Here is a 14,455-nt window from a genome sequence, read left to right as displayed (position 1 = left end):
AAAGACAGGGTAATGCCCAAGAGGAAGCCGGAAGCAATCGCAGGGGCAATCAGCGGCAGGGTAATCACGAAGAAAATTTTCAGCGGACGGGCACCCAAGTCCATTGCAGCTTCTTCCAAGGATTGATCCAATTCCACCAAGCGCGAGCGGATAACGACGGTAATGTACGCCATGCAAAGCGTGGTGTGGCCGAGGAAGATGGTGAAGAAGCCGCGATCGAAGTAGAGCGATTGCAACAATTCACTGCCTTGCAGGAACATTTGCACCTGAATAATCAACAGCAGCATGGACAAACCGGTAATCACGTCAGGCATCACCATAGGCGCGGAAATCATACCGGCAAACAGGGTGCTGCCGCGGAAGCGCTTGATACGCGCCATGGCGTAACCAGCCAATGTGCCGAGTGCCACGGCGGCAAGCGAGGAAACGATGGCGATACGCAATGACAGCCAAGCTGCTTCCAAGATGGTGTCGTTTTCCATCAATGCGCCGTACCATTTGGTTGAGAAACCGCCCCAAACGGTAACCAGTTTGGATTCATTGAAAGAATAGATGACCAAAACCACCAGAGGAATATAGAGGAATGCCAGCGAGAGCAGGAGCATCAGTTTCAAGAACCAGGATAATTTGGTTTTCTGCATTATTTGCCTCCTTCTTCCAATTCGCGGTTTTCATAGTGTTGGAACAGGGCAATCGGTACAACCAACAGGGCAACCATGACGACAGCAACGGCAGAAGCCAGCGGCCAGTTGTTTTGGTCGAAGAATGCCTGCCACAATACTTTACCGATCATCAGGTTTTCAGAACCGCCCACCAATTCAGGAATCACAAATTCACCGACGGCCGGCACGAAGACCAGCATAGAGCCTGCAATGATGCCTGTTTTGGATAAAGGCAGGGTAATGGTAAAGAACGATTTGATCGGACCTGCGCCCAAGTCGGAAGCGGCTTCGAGCAGACGGTTGTCCAGTTTTACCAATTGTGTGTACAGCGGCAAAATCATAAAAGGCAGATAGGCGTAAACCATCACCAAATTCAGCGAGAAAGCATTGTAGAACAGGTCTAAAGGCTCGCTGATGATTCCATATTTGATTAAGAAATTATTGATAATGCCGTTGTGTCCCAATAAGCCCATCCATGCGTAAACACGCAACAGGAAAGAGGTCCAGAAAGGCAGCATGATTGCCAACAGCAGGCCGTTGCGCGCAGCCGGATTGGCGCGTGAAATGGCATAAGCGGTCGGATAACCAATCAACAGGCAGATGATGGTCGTCGTCAGCGCTGTCTTAATCGAAGACCAGTAGGTCATCAGATAGATATTGCTGTTTTCACTGTCGCCAAACGGATTGAGCGTATTCCAAAAGTTTTGGAAGATGTCGGCGTAGTTCTGATAGCTGATGGCAATGTTTAGACGGCCTAAGTCTTCATCAATCGTTGTCAACGGCGTAAATGGAGGAATGGCGATTTCTTGTTCGGCAAAGCTGATTTTTAATACGATGGCGAACGGAATCAGAAACAGCACCAAGAGCCAAATATACGGCACGGCAATAACTGCACGCTGTCCAGGGCGGCGGAACAGTTTCTTTTTCAGTTTTTTAAGGTCCATTGCATTTCCCTCAAATTAACTGTACAGAGGCGTAGGTTGGTTTTCAGGCCAGCTGATATAGACAGTTTCGTCCCAAGTCGGCGGTGTAATGTTGCGCACATACCAATAAGGTGCGGGAACTTGGCTCTTAACGACACGGCCGTTGGCGAGTTTGATGTGGTAAATCGTGAAGCTGCCCAGGTAGGCAATCTCTTTGACTGTGCCTTGGGCCCAGTTATGAGCGCCTAAGTGTTCCGGTTTTTCTTTGTGCAAATCAATGTCTTCAGGGCGGATGCTGATCCAAATTTCATGGTCGTTCGGAACGCCCAGACCGTGGTCGATGCGGACGTGGTTTTCCAAGCCGTCACATTTGACGATAGAGAAATCGGCGCGGTCGTCAATAACGACGCCGTCAAAAATATTGGTTTCGCCGATAAATTCAGCGGTAAAGCGACTGTTAGGGTAGTCGTACACGTCGCTAGGTGTGCCGACTTGGCGCAATTGGCCGTCAGACATAATGGCGATACGGGTAGCCATGGTCATCGCTTCTTCTTGGTCGTGGGTAACCATGATACAGGTTACGCCGACTTGTTCCAGCGTGTTGACCAATTCCAGTTGGGTTTGTTGGCGCAGTTTTTTATCGAGTGCGCCCAAAGGTTCGTCAAGTAGCAGGATTTTCGGACGTTTTGCCAGGCTGCGCGCCAAAGCGATACGTTGTTGTTGGCCGCCGGAAAGTTGGTGCGGCTTGCGTTTGGCGTATTTGGTCATTTGCACCAGGCGCAGCATTTCTTCGACGCGGGCGTCGATTTCGCCTTTAGGCATTTTGTCTTGTTTCAGGCCGAAAGCGATGTTTTGCTCAACGCTCATGTGCGGGAACAGGGCATAGCTTTGGAACATCATGTTGATTGGGCGCTCATACGGAGCAAGCTTGGTAATGTCTTGACCGTCGAGAATGATTTTGCCCTGATTTGGGCTTTCCATGCCTGCCAATATGCGCAGCAGCGTGGATTTACCACTGCCTGAGCTGCCCAAAAGGGCAAAGATTTCATGTTGGTAAATGTCCAAGTCGATGTTATCGACAGCGTAATTGTCACCAAACTTTTTCACCAAGCCTTGGATTTGCAGATAAGGTTTGGCTGAAGACGCAGTGGTTGCGGTCATAATGGCAATACTCCAAAAAGAAAGACGAGTACCGGCAAAACGGATTTTCGAATGGGTGATAAAAAGCTGTTTGATTGCTGGCGGGAGTCGGACGGAGGCCGTCTGAAACTCTTGTAAAGCGCACGGGCAGCGTGGATAGAAAGCAGTTTAAGCCTAAGCTTTTGCTCTCGGCAAACTCAATATTATATTAGCTTAAGCCTCATAGGGGCAATATGAAATTGCTTGTATCGGCTGATTTGAAACAAATAGGAAAGGAAAGGCAGGCAGGGGAACAGGATAGCGAAAATGGGTAACGTTGTTTTTCTGCACAAAGTGGCTTAATTATTATTCATATATCTTAAATAATTATTCAAAATAGAATAAAATACGAAAATTGCATTTATTTGCTAAAACCATAATGGATGACGTTTTATATCGGGAGAGGCGGTTTTGCTCAAAATTGAAACTAAATCCGCTATATAAATAAAAGGGAAAACATGAGTATCAAAGAATGGCCCGAAGGGGAGCGGCCGCGCGAGAAGCTCTTGGCGCACGGTGCGGCGGCGTTGAGTGATGCGGAGTTGCTGGCAATTTTATTGCGTGTCGGAACGCGCGGTATGAGCGCGGTCGATTTGGCGCGTTATTTGTTGAGTGAGTTTGGCAGCTTGGGGAAGCTGATGAGTGCGGATGCCAAAACACTTCCTGCTTATAAGGGCATGGGTTTGGCGAGCTATACTCAGTTTGCAGTGGTCAAAGAAATCGGGCGGCGGATTTTGGGTGAAGATTTGCAGGAGCAGATTGTTTTGTCAAACCCAAAATCGGTTGCGGATTATCTGCGTCTGCACCTTGGACATGAAAAAATCGAGGTCAGTGTTGCTTTGCTGCTCAACCGTCAAAATCAATTGATTGCGGTACGGGAATTGTCGCGCGGTACGGTGGCGGAAAACACAGTTTATATCCGTGAAATTGTCAAATTGGCATTGGATGAATACGCCGACAGTTTGATTTTGGCACACAATCATCCGGGCGGTTCGGCAAGGCCGTCTGAATCTGATGTGCAGTTTACAGAGCGTTTGAAACAGGCTTTAAGTTTGGTCGATATTACGCTGTTGGACCATTTTATCGTGACGGCAAAAGAAACCTGCTCTTTGCGCGAACAGGGCTATATGTAAGGATGAATGTTCAGACGGCCTCAGTAAGATTGGTTACCTTGCTGAGGCCATCTGAAGGATTATTGCGCTACTTCGTCAGAGGATTCTTCTTTATAGATGATCTCTTCCGATTTTGGCTTTTCTTTGCTCTTTTCCTTCTCTTTTTCTTTATCCTTGTCTTTTTTACCGTCGGGAATGGCGGCATCAATCACTGCGCCCGTTCCTTTGACAACCAATTTTCCGGCAGTCAGGACGGTTGTGGTGGCCAAATCGACAGCGGCGCCTACAACGCAGCCGTTAAGCGTCAGGCAAAGGGCAAGTGTCGGAAGCAGGCATTTTGTGCATCTCAATGGCTGCATCCGCAGTGTCCTTCGTGATGATGGCCGCATCCGAGTGCTTCTTGCCAAGCATCATCATCGCCGTCAAATTCTTCAACTTCGTCAAATTCACCGTTTTCTACCATGCTTACCAGCTCTTCTAAACTTTCTGCGCCTTCTACCCAAAAGCAGGGAATATCGGGCGGCGTGTCGGGGGCAAGCAGGGCGGCTTGTTGGTCGTGCCAAGCAATCCAATAGCCGTTTTGCGTTTGTACGAATACGGCATTGGGATGGATGGTTTCGCTTTGGGTATTGACCAGCATTCTGGCGGCGATATCGGTTTGAAAAGGTAAGGTTTGCATGATGGTTTGAGAATGTAAGAAAAGAAAGTATTGTAACATGGCAAAAACAAACGCACCGTCTGAGTCAGGCGGTGCGTTTGTGTCTCGGCAACTTGGGTGCGGTCGGTTTAGAGTATCAGCCGCACCGGGAATGTCATTCCGTCAAGATTATTTGTCGTCGTTAGCCAAAACGAAGCGGTAAATAGCTGCGCCAACTGCTGCGCCGGCAATAGGAGCCAACCAGAACAACCACAGTTGTTCAACAGCCCAGCCGCCTTGGAACAAGGCAACGCCGGTAGAACGTGCAGGGTTAACGGAAGTATTGGTTACAGGAATGCTGATCAAGTGAATCAGGGTCAGACCTAGGCCGATGGCGATAGGGGCAAAGCCGGCCGGAGCTAGTTTGTCGGTAGAACCCATGATGATGATCAGGAAGAATGCGGTCAGTACGAACTCAATCAGCAAAGCAGCCATCATGTCGTAACCGTTAGGAGAGTGCTCGCCGAAACCGTTGCTGGCAAAGCCGGAGGCAACAGCATCAAAACCGGTTTTACCGGAAGCAATCAGATACAGAACGCCCGCAGCGGCAATCGCACCGATAACTTGGGATACGATGTAAGGCAACAGGTCTTTACCGTTGAAACGGCCGCCGATGAAGAGGCCGACGGAAACGGCAGGGTTGAAGTGGCCGCCGGAAATGTGGCCGACAGCGTAAGCCATGGTCAGTACGGTCAAACCGAATGCTAAAGCGACACCGGCAAAGCCAATGCCAAGCTCAGGGTAGGCTGCTGCCAAAACTGCGCTACCGCAGCCGCCGAATACCAGCCAGAAAGTGCCGAAAAATTCTGCAAAATATTTTTTCATTTGTTTTTCCTCGTAAAGGGTGGGGTGTTGCCGAAGGCATGAATCATAATAATATTGTTTCTAATCGAAAAATGGATTTACCTGTTTTTTCCGGTCTTGACAAAAGGCCGTCTGAAAATGGCGACAAATGGATAGGGATATATATCTGGCAGGTCGAGTTTTGTTTATTGAGGCTGGGTTTATTTAATAGCGAAGCAAATGCCGTTAATGGAAAAGCCTTTGGTTTTGTAGATAATATTATTTACAGATTATTAATTTGATCGGAATCTTTGAATCCATTATCTGATTTAAAAAGGCCGTCTGAAAAGTTTTCAGACGGCCTTGATTTAAGCGAAGATAAATTAATCCAGATGCTCGCTGCTTTGCGCCAAGATGGTGCGGTTGCCGTTGTTTTCCGCCGGGGAAACAATACCGTCGGCTTCCATTTGGTCAATCAGGCGGGCGGCGCGGTTGTAGCCGATGCGCAGTTGGCGTTGGATATTGGAAATGCTGGCCTTACGCGATTTTAAGACAACGGAAACGGCTTCGTCATACATGGGGTCGAGGTCGCTGTCGTTGCTGCGGCTGGTACCGGTAAAGTCCTCGGTCGAACCGCTGCTTAAAATATCGTCAATATAGTCAGGCGCGCTGAATTGTTTCAAGTATTCCACTACGCGGTGTACTTCGTTGTCTGATGCGAATGCGCCGTGTACGCGTTGCGGATAGACGATGCCGGGCGGCAGGAACAGCATATCGCCTTGGCCGAGCAGATTTTCCGCACCTATTTGGTCAAGAATCGTGCGGCTGTCGATTTTGCTGGACACTTGGAAAGCAATGCGTGTCGGAATATTGGCTTTAATCAGGCCGGTAATGACATCCACGCTTGGGCGTTGGGTGGCAAGAATCAAATGGATGCCGGCTGCACGCGCTTTTTGGGCAAGACGGGCAATCAGTTCTTCAATTTTCTTGCCTGCAGTCATCATCAGGTCGGCAAACTCATCTACCACGACCACGATAAACGGCAGTTTCTCCAATGGCTCAGGGTTTTCAGGCGTGAGGCTGAACGGGTTGCCGATTTTTTCACCACGCGCTGCGGCTTCGGCAATTTTTTGGTTGAAACCGGCAAGGTTGCGCACGCCCATAAAGCTCATCAGGCGGTAGCGTTTTTCCATTTCGTTGACGCACCAGTTCAGGGCATTTGCTGCTAGCTTCATATCGGTCACGACAGGGGCGAGCAGGTGTGGAATGCCTTCGTAAATGCTCAACTCTAGCATTTTCGGGTCAATCATAATCATGCGCACGTCTTCCGGCGTTGCTTTGAAGAGCATGGACAGAATCATGGCGTTCACGCCTACGGACTTACCCGAACCGGTCGTACCGGCAACCAGCAGGTGCGGCGCTTTGGCCAAGTCTGTCACAACAGGCTGGCCAGTAATGTCTTGACCGAGTGCAAGTGTCAGTTTGGATTTGGATTCGGTAAACGCAGGCGAATTGAAGATTTCGCTCAGGCGGATCATTTGGCGTTTCGGATTAGGTAATTCCAAGCCCATGCAGGTCTTGCCGGGGATGGTTTCCACCACGCGGATGGAAGCCACGCCAAGCGAGCGCGCCAAGTCTTTTTCAAGGTTCAAAACGGCACTGCCGCGCACGCCGACATCGGGCTCGATTTCGTAGCGCGTAATGACCGGGCCGGAATAGGAGTCCATCACTTTGACTTTAACTTTGAACTCGGCCAGTTTTTCTTCGATGGTAATGCTGTTTTCCAGCAACTGTTCTTCAGTTTGCGAGGCGCTCGGGTCAAACTGCGGAGGCAGAAGCAGGGCGGTAGTCGGCAGGCGTGCATCGGTAAGTGTTGCCGAAGTCGGATGAACTACGCTTGGCGTACTCTCTTGAATGCTTGGTTCTACGGTTTGAACAGGCGTTTCAACGACTGTCTGTGTATATTCAGACGGCCTTGCGATTGTTTCAACGGATTCAACGGGTTCAATGGTTTCAACCGCTTGAATAGCTTCCGCTTCCGGTTGTACAGGTGCTTCCGGCTCATTATCGAATTCAGCTTCTTCGACGGCAGATTCACTGATTAAATAATCGCGGATACTGCGTTCGGGTTGGTTGCTGACGTGCGCATTGACTTGTGCATCAAAAATCGGCACTTGGATTTTATGTTCAAAAGCAGGCGGCTCGGGGATATCAATCGGCGCAATCGAGGTTTGGAAAACAGGCGGCTCGGGAATATCGGTTTTAGCCATAGGGACAACCGGTACGGCAGGTGGCTCGACTACGGTTGCGTTTGGTGCGGCAGGTCGGGAGATATAAGGGGATTTTTTAACAGGCGCAACCGGTTTCGGACGGGACGGTGTTGCCGTTTGTGGTGCAACAGCTTCCGTGGCAGCTTGTTTACGCGCCCATCTTTCGGCGGCCGCTTCGGTATGGCGAACTTGACGGCGCAGGCTGGCAGGACGGCTGATTTGTCCCAAATTGGCCAGAATTTCGTCATTTTCGATGGTACGCGGAGAGTAGTCGCGCAATGGGGCGACGGCCGCGGCCAGTTTGTGGCGGGCAGCGGTGCGGCGGGCAAGGTTGTCGTGAATATCTTCTGCTTGGATTTCAGAAGGGAATGCCTGCATGGAAGTATAGGGGAGGATGGCCTCTTTTTCGGCAGTTCTTAAGGCCGTCTGAACGGTTTCGATATGTGGCGCATGGGCTTCTGCCACGCGGACATTATTGGCACGCGCCAAGGCACGCTCGCGTGTGCGGCGCAAGATAGGGTCGTTGTAGTCGATGATTTCCATACCTGTCATCGGCAGGGATGAAGCGCGCAATAATGGGGTTTCAACTTCGTCTTTGTAAATTGGCGCATTTTTTTCGGCCAAATGCTCGTTCCATTCCTCAACCGCTGCTTCGTGCAGGGAACGTGTGGCTTCTTCTAATGTGATTTCTTCAAAATTGTTGTTTTGCACTAAAGACGGGCTGTATTCGGGCGTTTCCATTTGTGCAAACGGCGTGATTTTAGGAATACGTTCCGGTTTGGCAGGTTTGCGGGTTTTAGGCTCAGCTTTGATTTCTTCTTCGGTAGCTGCGATGTGTTCCAGCTCTTCGGCAACTGGCTCTGCTGCGTGTTCTTCTGTTTCGGCGCGTTGCATTTTATTGTGTTCGAGCGCGGAAAGCAGGCGGATGCGGGCGATTTTATGGTTGTCGGCAGTGCGTTTGTTCATGCTGAATAAACGTTTCAGGCTGTCCAGTTGGTCGGAAAAACCGGCCGGGCTGTCTTCTTTGTTTATTTCTTCTTCATCGCCACTGAGTCGGGCCAATTCTTGGCGCCACTTTTGCTCTTGTTTCTGGCGCCACCAGAACAAGCCGGCTATGACAGCTAGCAGAATTAAAGCCAATATTGTCCAAAGCATGCGTCCATCCCCTTAATTAAACGGCAAAGTCCGTTATTCTAACGCTTTTTTCGGGTAAACAAAACCAGCCGAAACAAGCTTTAACGGCAAACGCAGACAGGATTGTCAAAGCTATGGCTTGAGACGCGTATAATAGGCCGTCTGAACATTTTGCGGATGAGATGATGATTTTTCAAAACGGATGGTTTCCCGTCGGTATCGTGATGGCGGCATGGCCTGTGTTGCTGGTGATTTTTGCTTTGTGTGCAAAGCAGGCATGGGTGTCGGTATCGCAGCATCGTTCCGCATTTTTGGTGGCTGCCGTGGTGTTGCCGCTGGCTTGGAGTTTGAATGCCTCTCCGGAAAGCGGACAACTGGCCGGCATGAGCTATCATTTGCTTGCTTTAAACCTGACGGCTTTAATGCTGGGCACCTCTGCCGCATTCTGCCTTGGCGTTTTGCTGTTTTTTCCGTATTTGTGGCTTTGGGGCGATTGGCATATGTTCCCCATCAATGCCTTATCCGTATTGCTTCCGCCTTTGTTGGTGAACTTGGGATTCCGCTATTGGGTGTCGCGTTTGCCTGCCAATATCTTTATCTTTATTTTTCTGAATGGTTTCTGGTCTGCGGCGGTCGGTATGGTGTTTACCGGTGTGGTTTTGGTCGGTTTGTTGGACTGGGCGGACGTATTTGATACGACGGTATTGTGGAAAACCGCTTTTCCTGTTTTCTTCTTAATCGCTTGGGCAGAGGCATTTTTGAGCGGTATTTCAACAGCTATTTTCATCGCGCTCAAGCCGCAATGGATTTGTACTTTTGATGACGACAGGTATTTGAAATCCGCGCCTAAGATTTGGCAATAAGATATGAAGGTATCCTTGCTTGGTTTTCAGACGGCCTAATAACCGGATGGCCTGTTTTTTGAATTGAATGTTTAACTTGTTATGTTTGCTTATATTTTTCCCATTGTTTGCGGTGCCGCTGTCGGGGCTGTATTGCGTTGGCTGTTTGGCTTGGTGCTGGTGTCTTCTGCGCCTTTTTCTATCGGTACATTGGCTGCAAACTGGCTGGGCGCGTTGCTGATCGGCGTATTGGCGGAACTCTTAACCGATCCGCAATGGCGTTTGCTTTGGATTACCGGCTTTCTCGGCAGTTTGACCACATTTTCAGGTTTTTCAATGGAGATGGTGGGTTTGATGCAGGCGCAACGTTGGAGTATGGCTTTGATGGCGACCTGTCTGCATGTTTTCGGTTCGTTTAGTTTGACGGCACTGGGGATTAAATTGGCACAGATTTGGAAGTAAGTTGCTATTTTATCTGAAAAATAAACCGAAGGCCGTCTGAAAATCTGTTTTCAGACGGCCTTCGCCTTTATCAATTAGGGTTGTACATAGCTTTTTGTACGCGCTAAATCGGTAATCAACAGCGGATTGTCTTTGCGCATCATATCGATCAGCTCTTGGCAACGTTTGGTTGTTGGATCTTGCCAGAGCCAGTCAAGCTCGGGCTGGGTAAGGCCGACTATCTGCAGAAATTGAACTTCGCCGTTTGGTGTTTTGATAGCAGGCAGCTTGGGGTCTGGTGCGAAGGCTACGCCGACGATGGCGGTTTCTGTATCCATTCGGATAGGGTCGTTAGTTGAAGTAAAGTGGTAGGCTTCAAACCAGTTACCACTTTCAAAAACGTAACGGCCAAGATTATTCATTAGATTAATTGCCCAGTAAGGCTCGTGTTTGGTGTTGTAGCCAGAATTCGGATCCTGATCGTAAGGGGGAGTACGGAAGGTAAATTCAAATCCCCATTTACTGTAATCTGCACCGGCAAGTTCTGGATTAAAATAAAGTTCGCTCATGCCGTAGGAAACAATATGGCGATGGAAGGTTTGCTCTTCGCAATCAAAAATGTCGCTGTTGTCCAGTGGATCGGTGCCTCCCAACCAATATTTGATTATAGGGCCATAGGAGCGTGGTTTGACATCACCATAAAGTGCTTTAAGCGCAGCATTGATGGCTTCCCAGCCGACAGCCTGATCTTCTTTAAAAGTTTGGCGGTATTCTTGTTCGTTCATTGTCTGTTTCCGTGTCATTGATAATTGGGTTGTAAATTAATTGGCGTGTTTCTTTTAGAATGTGTTGTTTCTAAAAATAAAGCGATTTAAATATGACATATTATTTGCTTTTTTAATCAATGCCAATAGGTAAACAGACGGTTTCTTGACAATAGGTTTTGCCGGATTCGCTTAAGTGTGCCGGTTTGTAGGCGGCAAAGGTGTAGGTCAGGTCTGCGCGGAATGTGTCAGGATCGGCTTCGGCGGTGTCGCAGTTGAGGCCGGTGGGAATATCGAGGGCGACTTTCAGGCCGTCTGAATGATTGAGTTGGCGGCAGAGGGCGGCGATTTCGGTTGGAAGCGCGCCGCTGAAGCCTGTGCCGAATATGCCTTCGATAATGATGTCGTAACCGTTTTTCAGACGGCCTTCCAGTTCTTGTGCGGATATCAATTCAATATGGGGCAAACCGTTAAGGCGTTCTCGATTGGTTTGAGCCAAGGGGGAGAGGTTTTTCCCGAGTGAAAACAGAATATCGATGTGCCAACCTTGCGCCTGCATATATCTTGCCATGACTAAGCCGTCGCCACCGTTGTTGCCTTTGCCGCAAACGATTAGGGCGCGTCCGGCTTGAGGATGACGCTGCATGAGGTCTTGGGCGGCAGAGCTGCCGGCGTTTTCCATCAGTTGTTCGAAGCTCGTGCCTTTATCGACGGCTGCTTGCTCGCGTTGGCGCATTTGGGCGGCGGTATAGACTTTCATGATTGGCTCTCTTTGCAGGAAGTTATTTGTCGGCGGTATTCATCAGGCGTAAGGCTTTCAGACGGCCTATTTCTTTTTGATATTCCACCAGTCCGATAAATGTGCCGTCTCGGCTGTACACACGGATGGGCTGTTCGGCGGAAATGTCTTCGGTAAACTGGGGACGTTGGCCGTGTTTGAGCATGGTAACGGCGTAGTCGTTTAACTCAAGTTTGGGGAAATGTTGCACCAAAATATCGCAAGGCAGCAGCAGGGCATCGCGTTCGGCTTCGTCCAATTCGGCCAAGGCTTCGAGCGTGTGGCTTTGGGCAATGGTAAAACCGGCGGTTTCAGTACGGCGCAGGGCGGTCAGGTGAGCGAATGTGCCGATGTGTTTGGCGATGTCTTCGCTGAGGGTGCGGATGTAGGTGCCTTTGCTGCAACGTACGTCTATCACGGCTTTGGGTGCATTAAACTCAGTAATATCAATGGAGTAAATGGTAATGTCGCGCGCTTTGCGTTCGATAACGATGCCTTTGCGTGCGTATTCGTACAGCGGTTTGCCTTCGTGCTTGAGGGCGGAAAACATCGGCGGCACTTGGCGGATATCGCCCGTTAAGGCTTGGCAGGCCGTCTGAAATTCGGACAATGAAATATCGGCGCGTGCGGTGGCAACGATTTCACCTTCGGCGTCACCCGTACTGCTGGCTTCGCCCAGTTTCAGCGTGGCCGTATAGGCTTTGTCGGCATCAATCAGATATTGGGCGAACTTGGTCGCTTCGCCGAAACAAACAGGCAAAAGCCCTGTGGCCAAAGGATCGAGTACGCCGGTATGTCCGGCTTTTTCGGCACGGAACAAACGCCTCGCTTTTTGCAGGGCGGTGTTGCTGGAAAGGCCTTCAGGTTTGTCGAGGAGAAGAACGCCGTTGACCGGGCGTTTGGTGGGTTTATTGGTCATATTAATTAGGGAATATTAATGTTCAGGCCGTCTGAAAGGGTTCAGACGGCCTGCGTGTTTTAATCAATCAGTCTTCAACCGGTTTTTCCGCCGCCACTTGGTCGATCAGGCTGGAAATGCTCATGCCGCGTTCGAGTGATTCGTCGTATTTGAAGTGCAGCTCGGGCGTTTTGAAGAGTTTGATGCGTTTGGCCAATTCGCTGCGCAAATGGCCTTTGGCGTGTTCCAAAGCTTCTTCGGTAATGTCGCGCGTGCTGTCGTCGAGGACGGTGTAGAACACGGTGGCGTGGCTGTAATCGCGGGTGACTTCGACTTCGTTGATGGTGATGAAGCCTGCGCGCGGGTCTTTCAGGCCGGTGCGGACGAGTTCGGCAAGTTCGCGCATGATTTGTTCTTTGACACGGTCTTGGCGGGCGTAGCCGCGTTGGGGTTTTCTCATGGTTTTCCTTAATGTATGGCAGGCTGTCGTTTTTAGACGGCCTGCAGTTTGGATTTTGAACAGCTGCCTATTATAACGGAGCGCGGTTTATTGTGCTTGAACCGAGAAAGGCATATCGATTTTTTGCCATTGTGCGCTTTCATAGTCCAACGCATCGGCGATGAGGGGGTGTTGCTCCAGCCATTGGGCATTGATGCGCAAGATGAAGCTGTGGTTGTTTTCATCGACGCGAAGCTGGGTTTGCGGCGGCAAATCAAGCGGCAGGCGCGAGCGGCAGAAGAGGGCTGCCAGGCGCAGGGACAACACGGCACACCACATGATTTCGTTGTTGCCGATAATGTCCGCCATTTTCTTAAGGTCGCCGCGATGGCCGATAACCAGTTGCGCCAAAATGGTTTGCTCTTTGCGTGAGAAGCCCGGCATATCGGCGTTTTCGAGAATGTAGGCGGAGTGTTTGTGATAACCGGTATGGGCAATATCCAAGCCGATTTCATGCAGACGGCCTGCGCGGCTGAGGTATTGGTTCCACGAGGCAAGCTCTTGAACGGTTACGTTTTTGGCGTGGCACAGGCTGTTCATAAAGGCTTGCGCGGTATCGGCAACGCGTTTGGCTTGGTTGAGGCTGACGTGGTAGCGTTTTTGGAACTCTGCCGTTGTCTGTTCGCGCATGTCGACATTGAGGCTGCGGCCGATTAAGTCGTAGAACACACCGTCACGGAGGGCGGCCTCGGTAACGGTCATTTTAGTCAGCGAGAGTTCTTCAAAAGCGGCCATCATCACGGCCAATCCGCCCGCAAAAACTTCGATGCGTTCGGGTTTGAGGTTTTCAAATTTGGCTTTTTTAACCGAACCGGCTTCGATGATCCTATCGGCAAGATAACGCATGCCTTGGGCGGTAATGTCGGCTTCTTGCGGCAATTCGGCTGCCAAAACGTCGCGTATGGATTTGGCCGAACCGGACGTGCCGATGGCGAAATCCCAACCGGTACGCTTCATCATTTTGCTGATGCGCTGGATTTCGATACGCGCGGCGAAAACGGCGGCTTGGAAATCTTTGGCGGTCACTTTGTTTTGGAAGAAGCGCATGCTGTACGTTACGCAGCCCAAAGGCAGGCTTTCTGTGGTCAGCGGTTGCAAATCCGAGCCGATGACAAATTCGGTCGAACCGCCGCCAATGTCGATAACCAGCATTTTGTCGCCTTTGGGCGGCAGGGTATGCACTACGCCGGTGTAAATCAGACGCGCTTCTTCACGGCCGGCAATGACTTCGATGGGGAAACCCAGCGCCGCTTCGGCACGAGGCAGGAATTGGGCGATGTTTTTGGCAACACGGAAAGTGTTGGTGGCCACCACGCGCACATTTTCAGGTTGGAATCCGCGCAGGCGTTCGCCAAATTTTGCCAAACATTCCAAGGCTTGTTCTTGAGAGGCTTCACTCAGGTTTTTTTGTTCGTCCAAGCCGGCGGCAAAGCGAACCATTTGTTTGAACGAGTCGATGACTTTCAGCTGGCC

Annotated in this window: 16 protein-coding genes; 4 read left to right on the top strand and 12 right to left on the bottom strand. The window is 50.2% G+C overall.

Going from position 1 to position 14,455, the window contains the following annotated elements:
- The 3 genes from ACTHSP_RS11635 to ACTHSP_RS11625 form a co-directional block, all read right to left on the bottom strand.
- A partial coding sequence (locus tag ACTHSP_RS11635) for an ABC transporter permease subunit (RefSeq protein WP_440346135.1) occupies positions 1-641 on the bottom strand: 641 nt, incomplete at its 3' end.
- Positions 641-1,606, bottom strand: coding sequence for an ABC transporter permease subunit (locus ACTHSP_RS11630; protein ID WP_049335897.1), 966 nt, complete (start codon positions 1,604-1,606; stop codon positions 641-643). The genes ACTHSP_RS11635 and ACTHSP_RS11630, both read right to left, overlap by 1 nt.
- Positions 1,607-1,621: 15 nt before the next feature.
- Positions 1,622-2,746: an ABC transporter ATP-binding protein gene (locus ACTHSP_RS11625; protein ID WP_440346134.1), complete on the bottom strand. Its 1,125-nt coding sequence runs from the start codon at positions 2,744-2,746 to the stop codon at positions 1,622-1,624.
- A 476-nt stretch (positions 2,747-3,222) separates the two neighbouring features.
- Between ACTHSP_RS11625 and radC the strand changes: the two genes are divergently transcribed.
- Positions 3,223-3,897: a RadC family protein gene (gene radC / locus ACTHSP_RS11620; RefSeq protein ID WP_440346133.1), complete on the top strand. Its 675-nt coding sequence runs from the start codon at positions 3,223-3,225 to the stop codon at positions 3,895-3,897.
- A gap of 59 nt (positions 3,898-3,956) precedes the next feature.
- Here the strand turns inward: radC and ACTHSP_RS11615 are convergent, their stop codons facing one another.
- From ACTHSP_RS11615 to aqpZ, 3 genes are all read right to left on the bottom strand, one after another.
- On the bottom strand, positions 3,957-4,235 hold the full coding sequence (locus ACTHSP_RS11615; protein WP_440346132.1) for an NF038104 family lipoprotein: 279 nt from the start codon (positions 4,233-4,235) through the stop codon (positions 3,957-3,959).
- Positions 4,223-4,555, bottom strand: a complete 333-nt coding sequence (locus ACTHSP_RS11610; RefSeq protein WP_440346131.1) for a hypothetical protein — start codon at positions 4,553-4,555, stop codon at positions 4,223-4,225. Before ACTHSP_RS11610 ends, ACTHSP_RS11615 begins: the two co-directional genes overlap by 13 nt.
- A gap of 147 nt (positions 4,556-4,702) precedes the next feature.
- Entirely contained in the window at positions 4,703-5,398 is a 696-nt protein-coding gene (gene aqpZ, locus ACTHSP_RS11605) for an aquaporin Z (protein ID WP_063067881.1), read from the bottom strand.
- A gap of 38 nt (positions 5,399-5,436) precedes the next feature.
- Here aqpZ and ACTHSP_RS11600 point away from each other — a divergent pair, with 38 nt between their 5' ends.
- Positions 5,437-5,658 (top strand): hypothetical protein, encoded by a 222-nt coding sequence (locus ACTHSP_RS11600; RefSeq protein WP_314513788.1) that lies wholly within the window; start codon positions 5,437-5,439, stop codon positions 5,656-5,658.
- Between the two features lie 81 nt (positions 5,659-5,739).
- Here the strand turns inward: ACTHSP_RS11600 and ACTHSP_RS11595 are convergent, their stop codons facing one another.
- A complete protein-coding gene (locus tag ACTHSP_RS11595) occupies positions 5,740-8,781 on the bottom strand; it encodes a DNA translocase FtsK (RefSeq protein WP_314513786.1) in 3,042 nt (1,013 codons plus the stop codon).
- A gap of 164 nt (positions 8,782-8,945) precedes the next feature.
- On the opposite strand from ACTHSP_RS11595, the gene ACTHSP_RS11590 reads away from it, so the two are divergent.
- Both ACTHSP_RS11590 and ACTHSP_RS11585 read left to right on the top strand, forming a co-directional pair.
- Positions 8,946-9,623 (top strand): energy-coupling factor ABC transporter permease, encoded by a 678-nt coding sequence (locus ACTHSP_RS11590; protein WP_199900403.1) that lies wholly within the window; start codon positions 8,946-8,948, stop codon positions 9,621-9,623.
- An 81-nt stretch (positions 9,624-9,704) separates the two neighbouring features.
- Complete coding sequence (locus ACTHSP_RS11585; protein ID WP_107792522.1) at positions 9,705-10,064, top strand: CrcB family protein; 360 nt, start codon at positions 9,705-9,707, stop codon at positions 10,062-10,064.
- Between the two features lie 74 nt (positions 10,065-10,138).
- On the opposite strand, the gene ACTHSP_RS11580 is transcribed toward ACTHSP_RS11585, so the two are convergent.
- The 5 genes from ACTHSP_RS11580 to ACTHSP_RS11560 all read right to left on the bottom strand — a co-directional run.
- Positions 10,139-10,828 carry a suppressor of fused domain protein gene (locus ACTHSP_RS11580; protein ID WP_314513784.1) on the bottom strand — a complete coding sequence of 230 codons (690 nt, stop codon included), beginning with the start codon at positions 10,826-10,828 and terminating at the stop codon, positions 10,139-10,141.
- A gap of 112 nt (positions 10,829-10,940) precedes the next feature.
- The gene (locus ACTHSP_RS11575; RefSeq protein WP_314513782.1) at positions 10,941-11,567 is read right to left on the bottom strand and encodes an NAD(P)H-hydrate epimerase; all 627 of its coding nucleotides are present in this window, start codon (positions 11,565-11,567) and stop codon (positions 10,941-10,943) included.
- A gap of 22 nt (positions 11,568-11,589) precedes the next feature.
- Positions 11,590-12,504: a tRNA pseudouridine(55) synthase TruB gene (gene truB / locus ACTHSP_RS11570; RefSeq protein WP_440346130.1), complete on the bottom strand. Its 915-nt coding sequence runs from the start codon at positions 12,502-12,504 to the stop codon at positions 11,590-11,592.
- 67 nt (positions 12,505-12,571) lie between these two features.
- Entirely contained in the window at positions 12,572-12,943 is a 372-nt protein-coding gene (rbfA, locus tag ACTHSP_RS11565) for a 30S ribosome-binding factor RbfA (RefSeq protein ID WP_003685554.1), read from the bottom strand.
- Positions 12,944-13,030: 87 nt separating this feature from the next.
- Positions 13,031-14,455, bottom strand: a 1,425-nt coding sequence (locus tag ACTHSP_RS11560; protein WP_440346129.1) for a Ppx/GppA phosphatase family protein, incomplete at its 5' end; no start/stop codon positions are given.

It is taken from the genome of Neisseria sp. P0001.S005 (assembly GCF_051963715.1).
This window is presented reverse-complemented; position numbering and strand designations above follow the sequence as displayed.

What these genes read in the sequence shown, in the direction of transcription:
- ACTHSP_RS11630 (WP_049335897.1), bottom strand. Translation starts at nt 1,606, where the DNA reads ATGGACCTTAAAAAACTGAAAAAGAAACTGTTCCGCCGCCCTGGACAG.
- ACTHSP_RS11625 (WP_440346134.1), bottom strand. Translation starts at nt 2,746, where the DNA reads ATGACCGCAACCACTGCGTCTTCAGCCAAACCTTATCTGCAAATCCAA.
- radC (WP_440346133.1), top strand. Translation starts at nt 3,223, where the DNA reads ATGAGTATCAAAGAATGGCCCGAAGGGGAGCGGCCGCGCGAGAAGCTC.
- ACTHSP_RS11615 (WP_440346132.1), bottom strand. Translation starts at nt 4,235, where the DNA reads ATGCAGCCATTGAGATGCACAAAATGCCTGCTTCCGACACTTGCCCTT.
- ACTHSP_RS11610 (WP_440346131.1), bottom strand. Translation starts at nt 4,555, where the DNA reads ATGCAAACCTTACCTTTTCAAACCGATATCGCCGCCAGAATGCTGGTC.
- aqpZ (WP_063067881.1), bottom strand. Translation starts at nt 5,398, where the DNA reads ATGAAAAAATATTTTGCAGAATTTTTCGGCACTTTCTGGCTGGTATTC.
- ACTHSP_RS11600 (WP_314513788.1), top strand. Translation starts at nt 5,437, where the DNA reads ATGAATCATAATAATATTGTTTCTAATCGAAAAATGGATTTACCTGTT.
- ACTHSP_RS11595 (WP_314513786.1), bottom strand. Translation starts at nt 8,781, where the DNA reads ATGCTTTGGACAATATTGGCTTTAATTCTGCTAGCTGTCATAGCCGGC.
- ACTHSP_RS11590 (WP_199900403.1), top strand. Translation starts at nt 8,946, where the DNA reads ATGATTTTTCAAAACGGATGGTTTCCCGTCGGTATCGTGATGGCGGCA.
- ACTHSP_RS11585 (WP_107792522.1), top strand. Translation starts at nt 9,705, where the DNA reads ATGTTTGCTTATATTTTTCCCATTGTTTGCGGTGCCGCTGTCGGGGCT.
- ACTHSP_RS11580 (WP_314513784.1), bottom strand. Translation starts at nt 10,828, where the DNA reads ATGAACGAACAAGAATACCGCCAAACTTTTAAAGAAGATCAGGCTGTC.
- ACTHSP_RS11575 (WP_314513782.1), bottom strand. Translation starts at nt 11,567, where the DNA reads ATGAAAGTCTATACCGCCGCCCAAATGCGCCAACGCGAGCAAGCAGCC.
- truB (WP_440346130.1), bottom strand. Translation starts at nt 12,504, where the DNA reads ATGACCAATAAACCCACCAAACGCCCGGTCAACGGCGTTCTTCTCCTC.
- rbfA (WP_003685554.1), bottom strand. Translation starts at nt 12,943, where the DNA reads ATGAGAAAACCCCAACGCGGCTACGCCCGCCAAGACCGTGTCAAAGAA.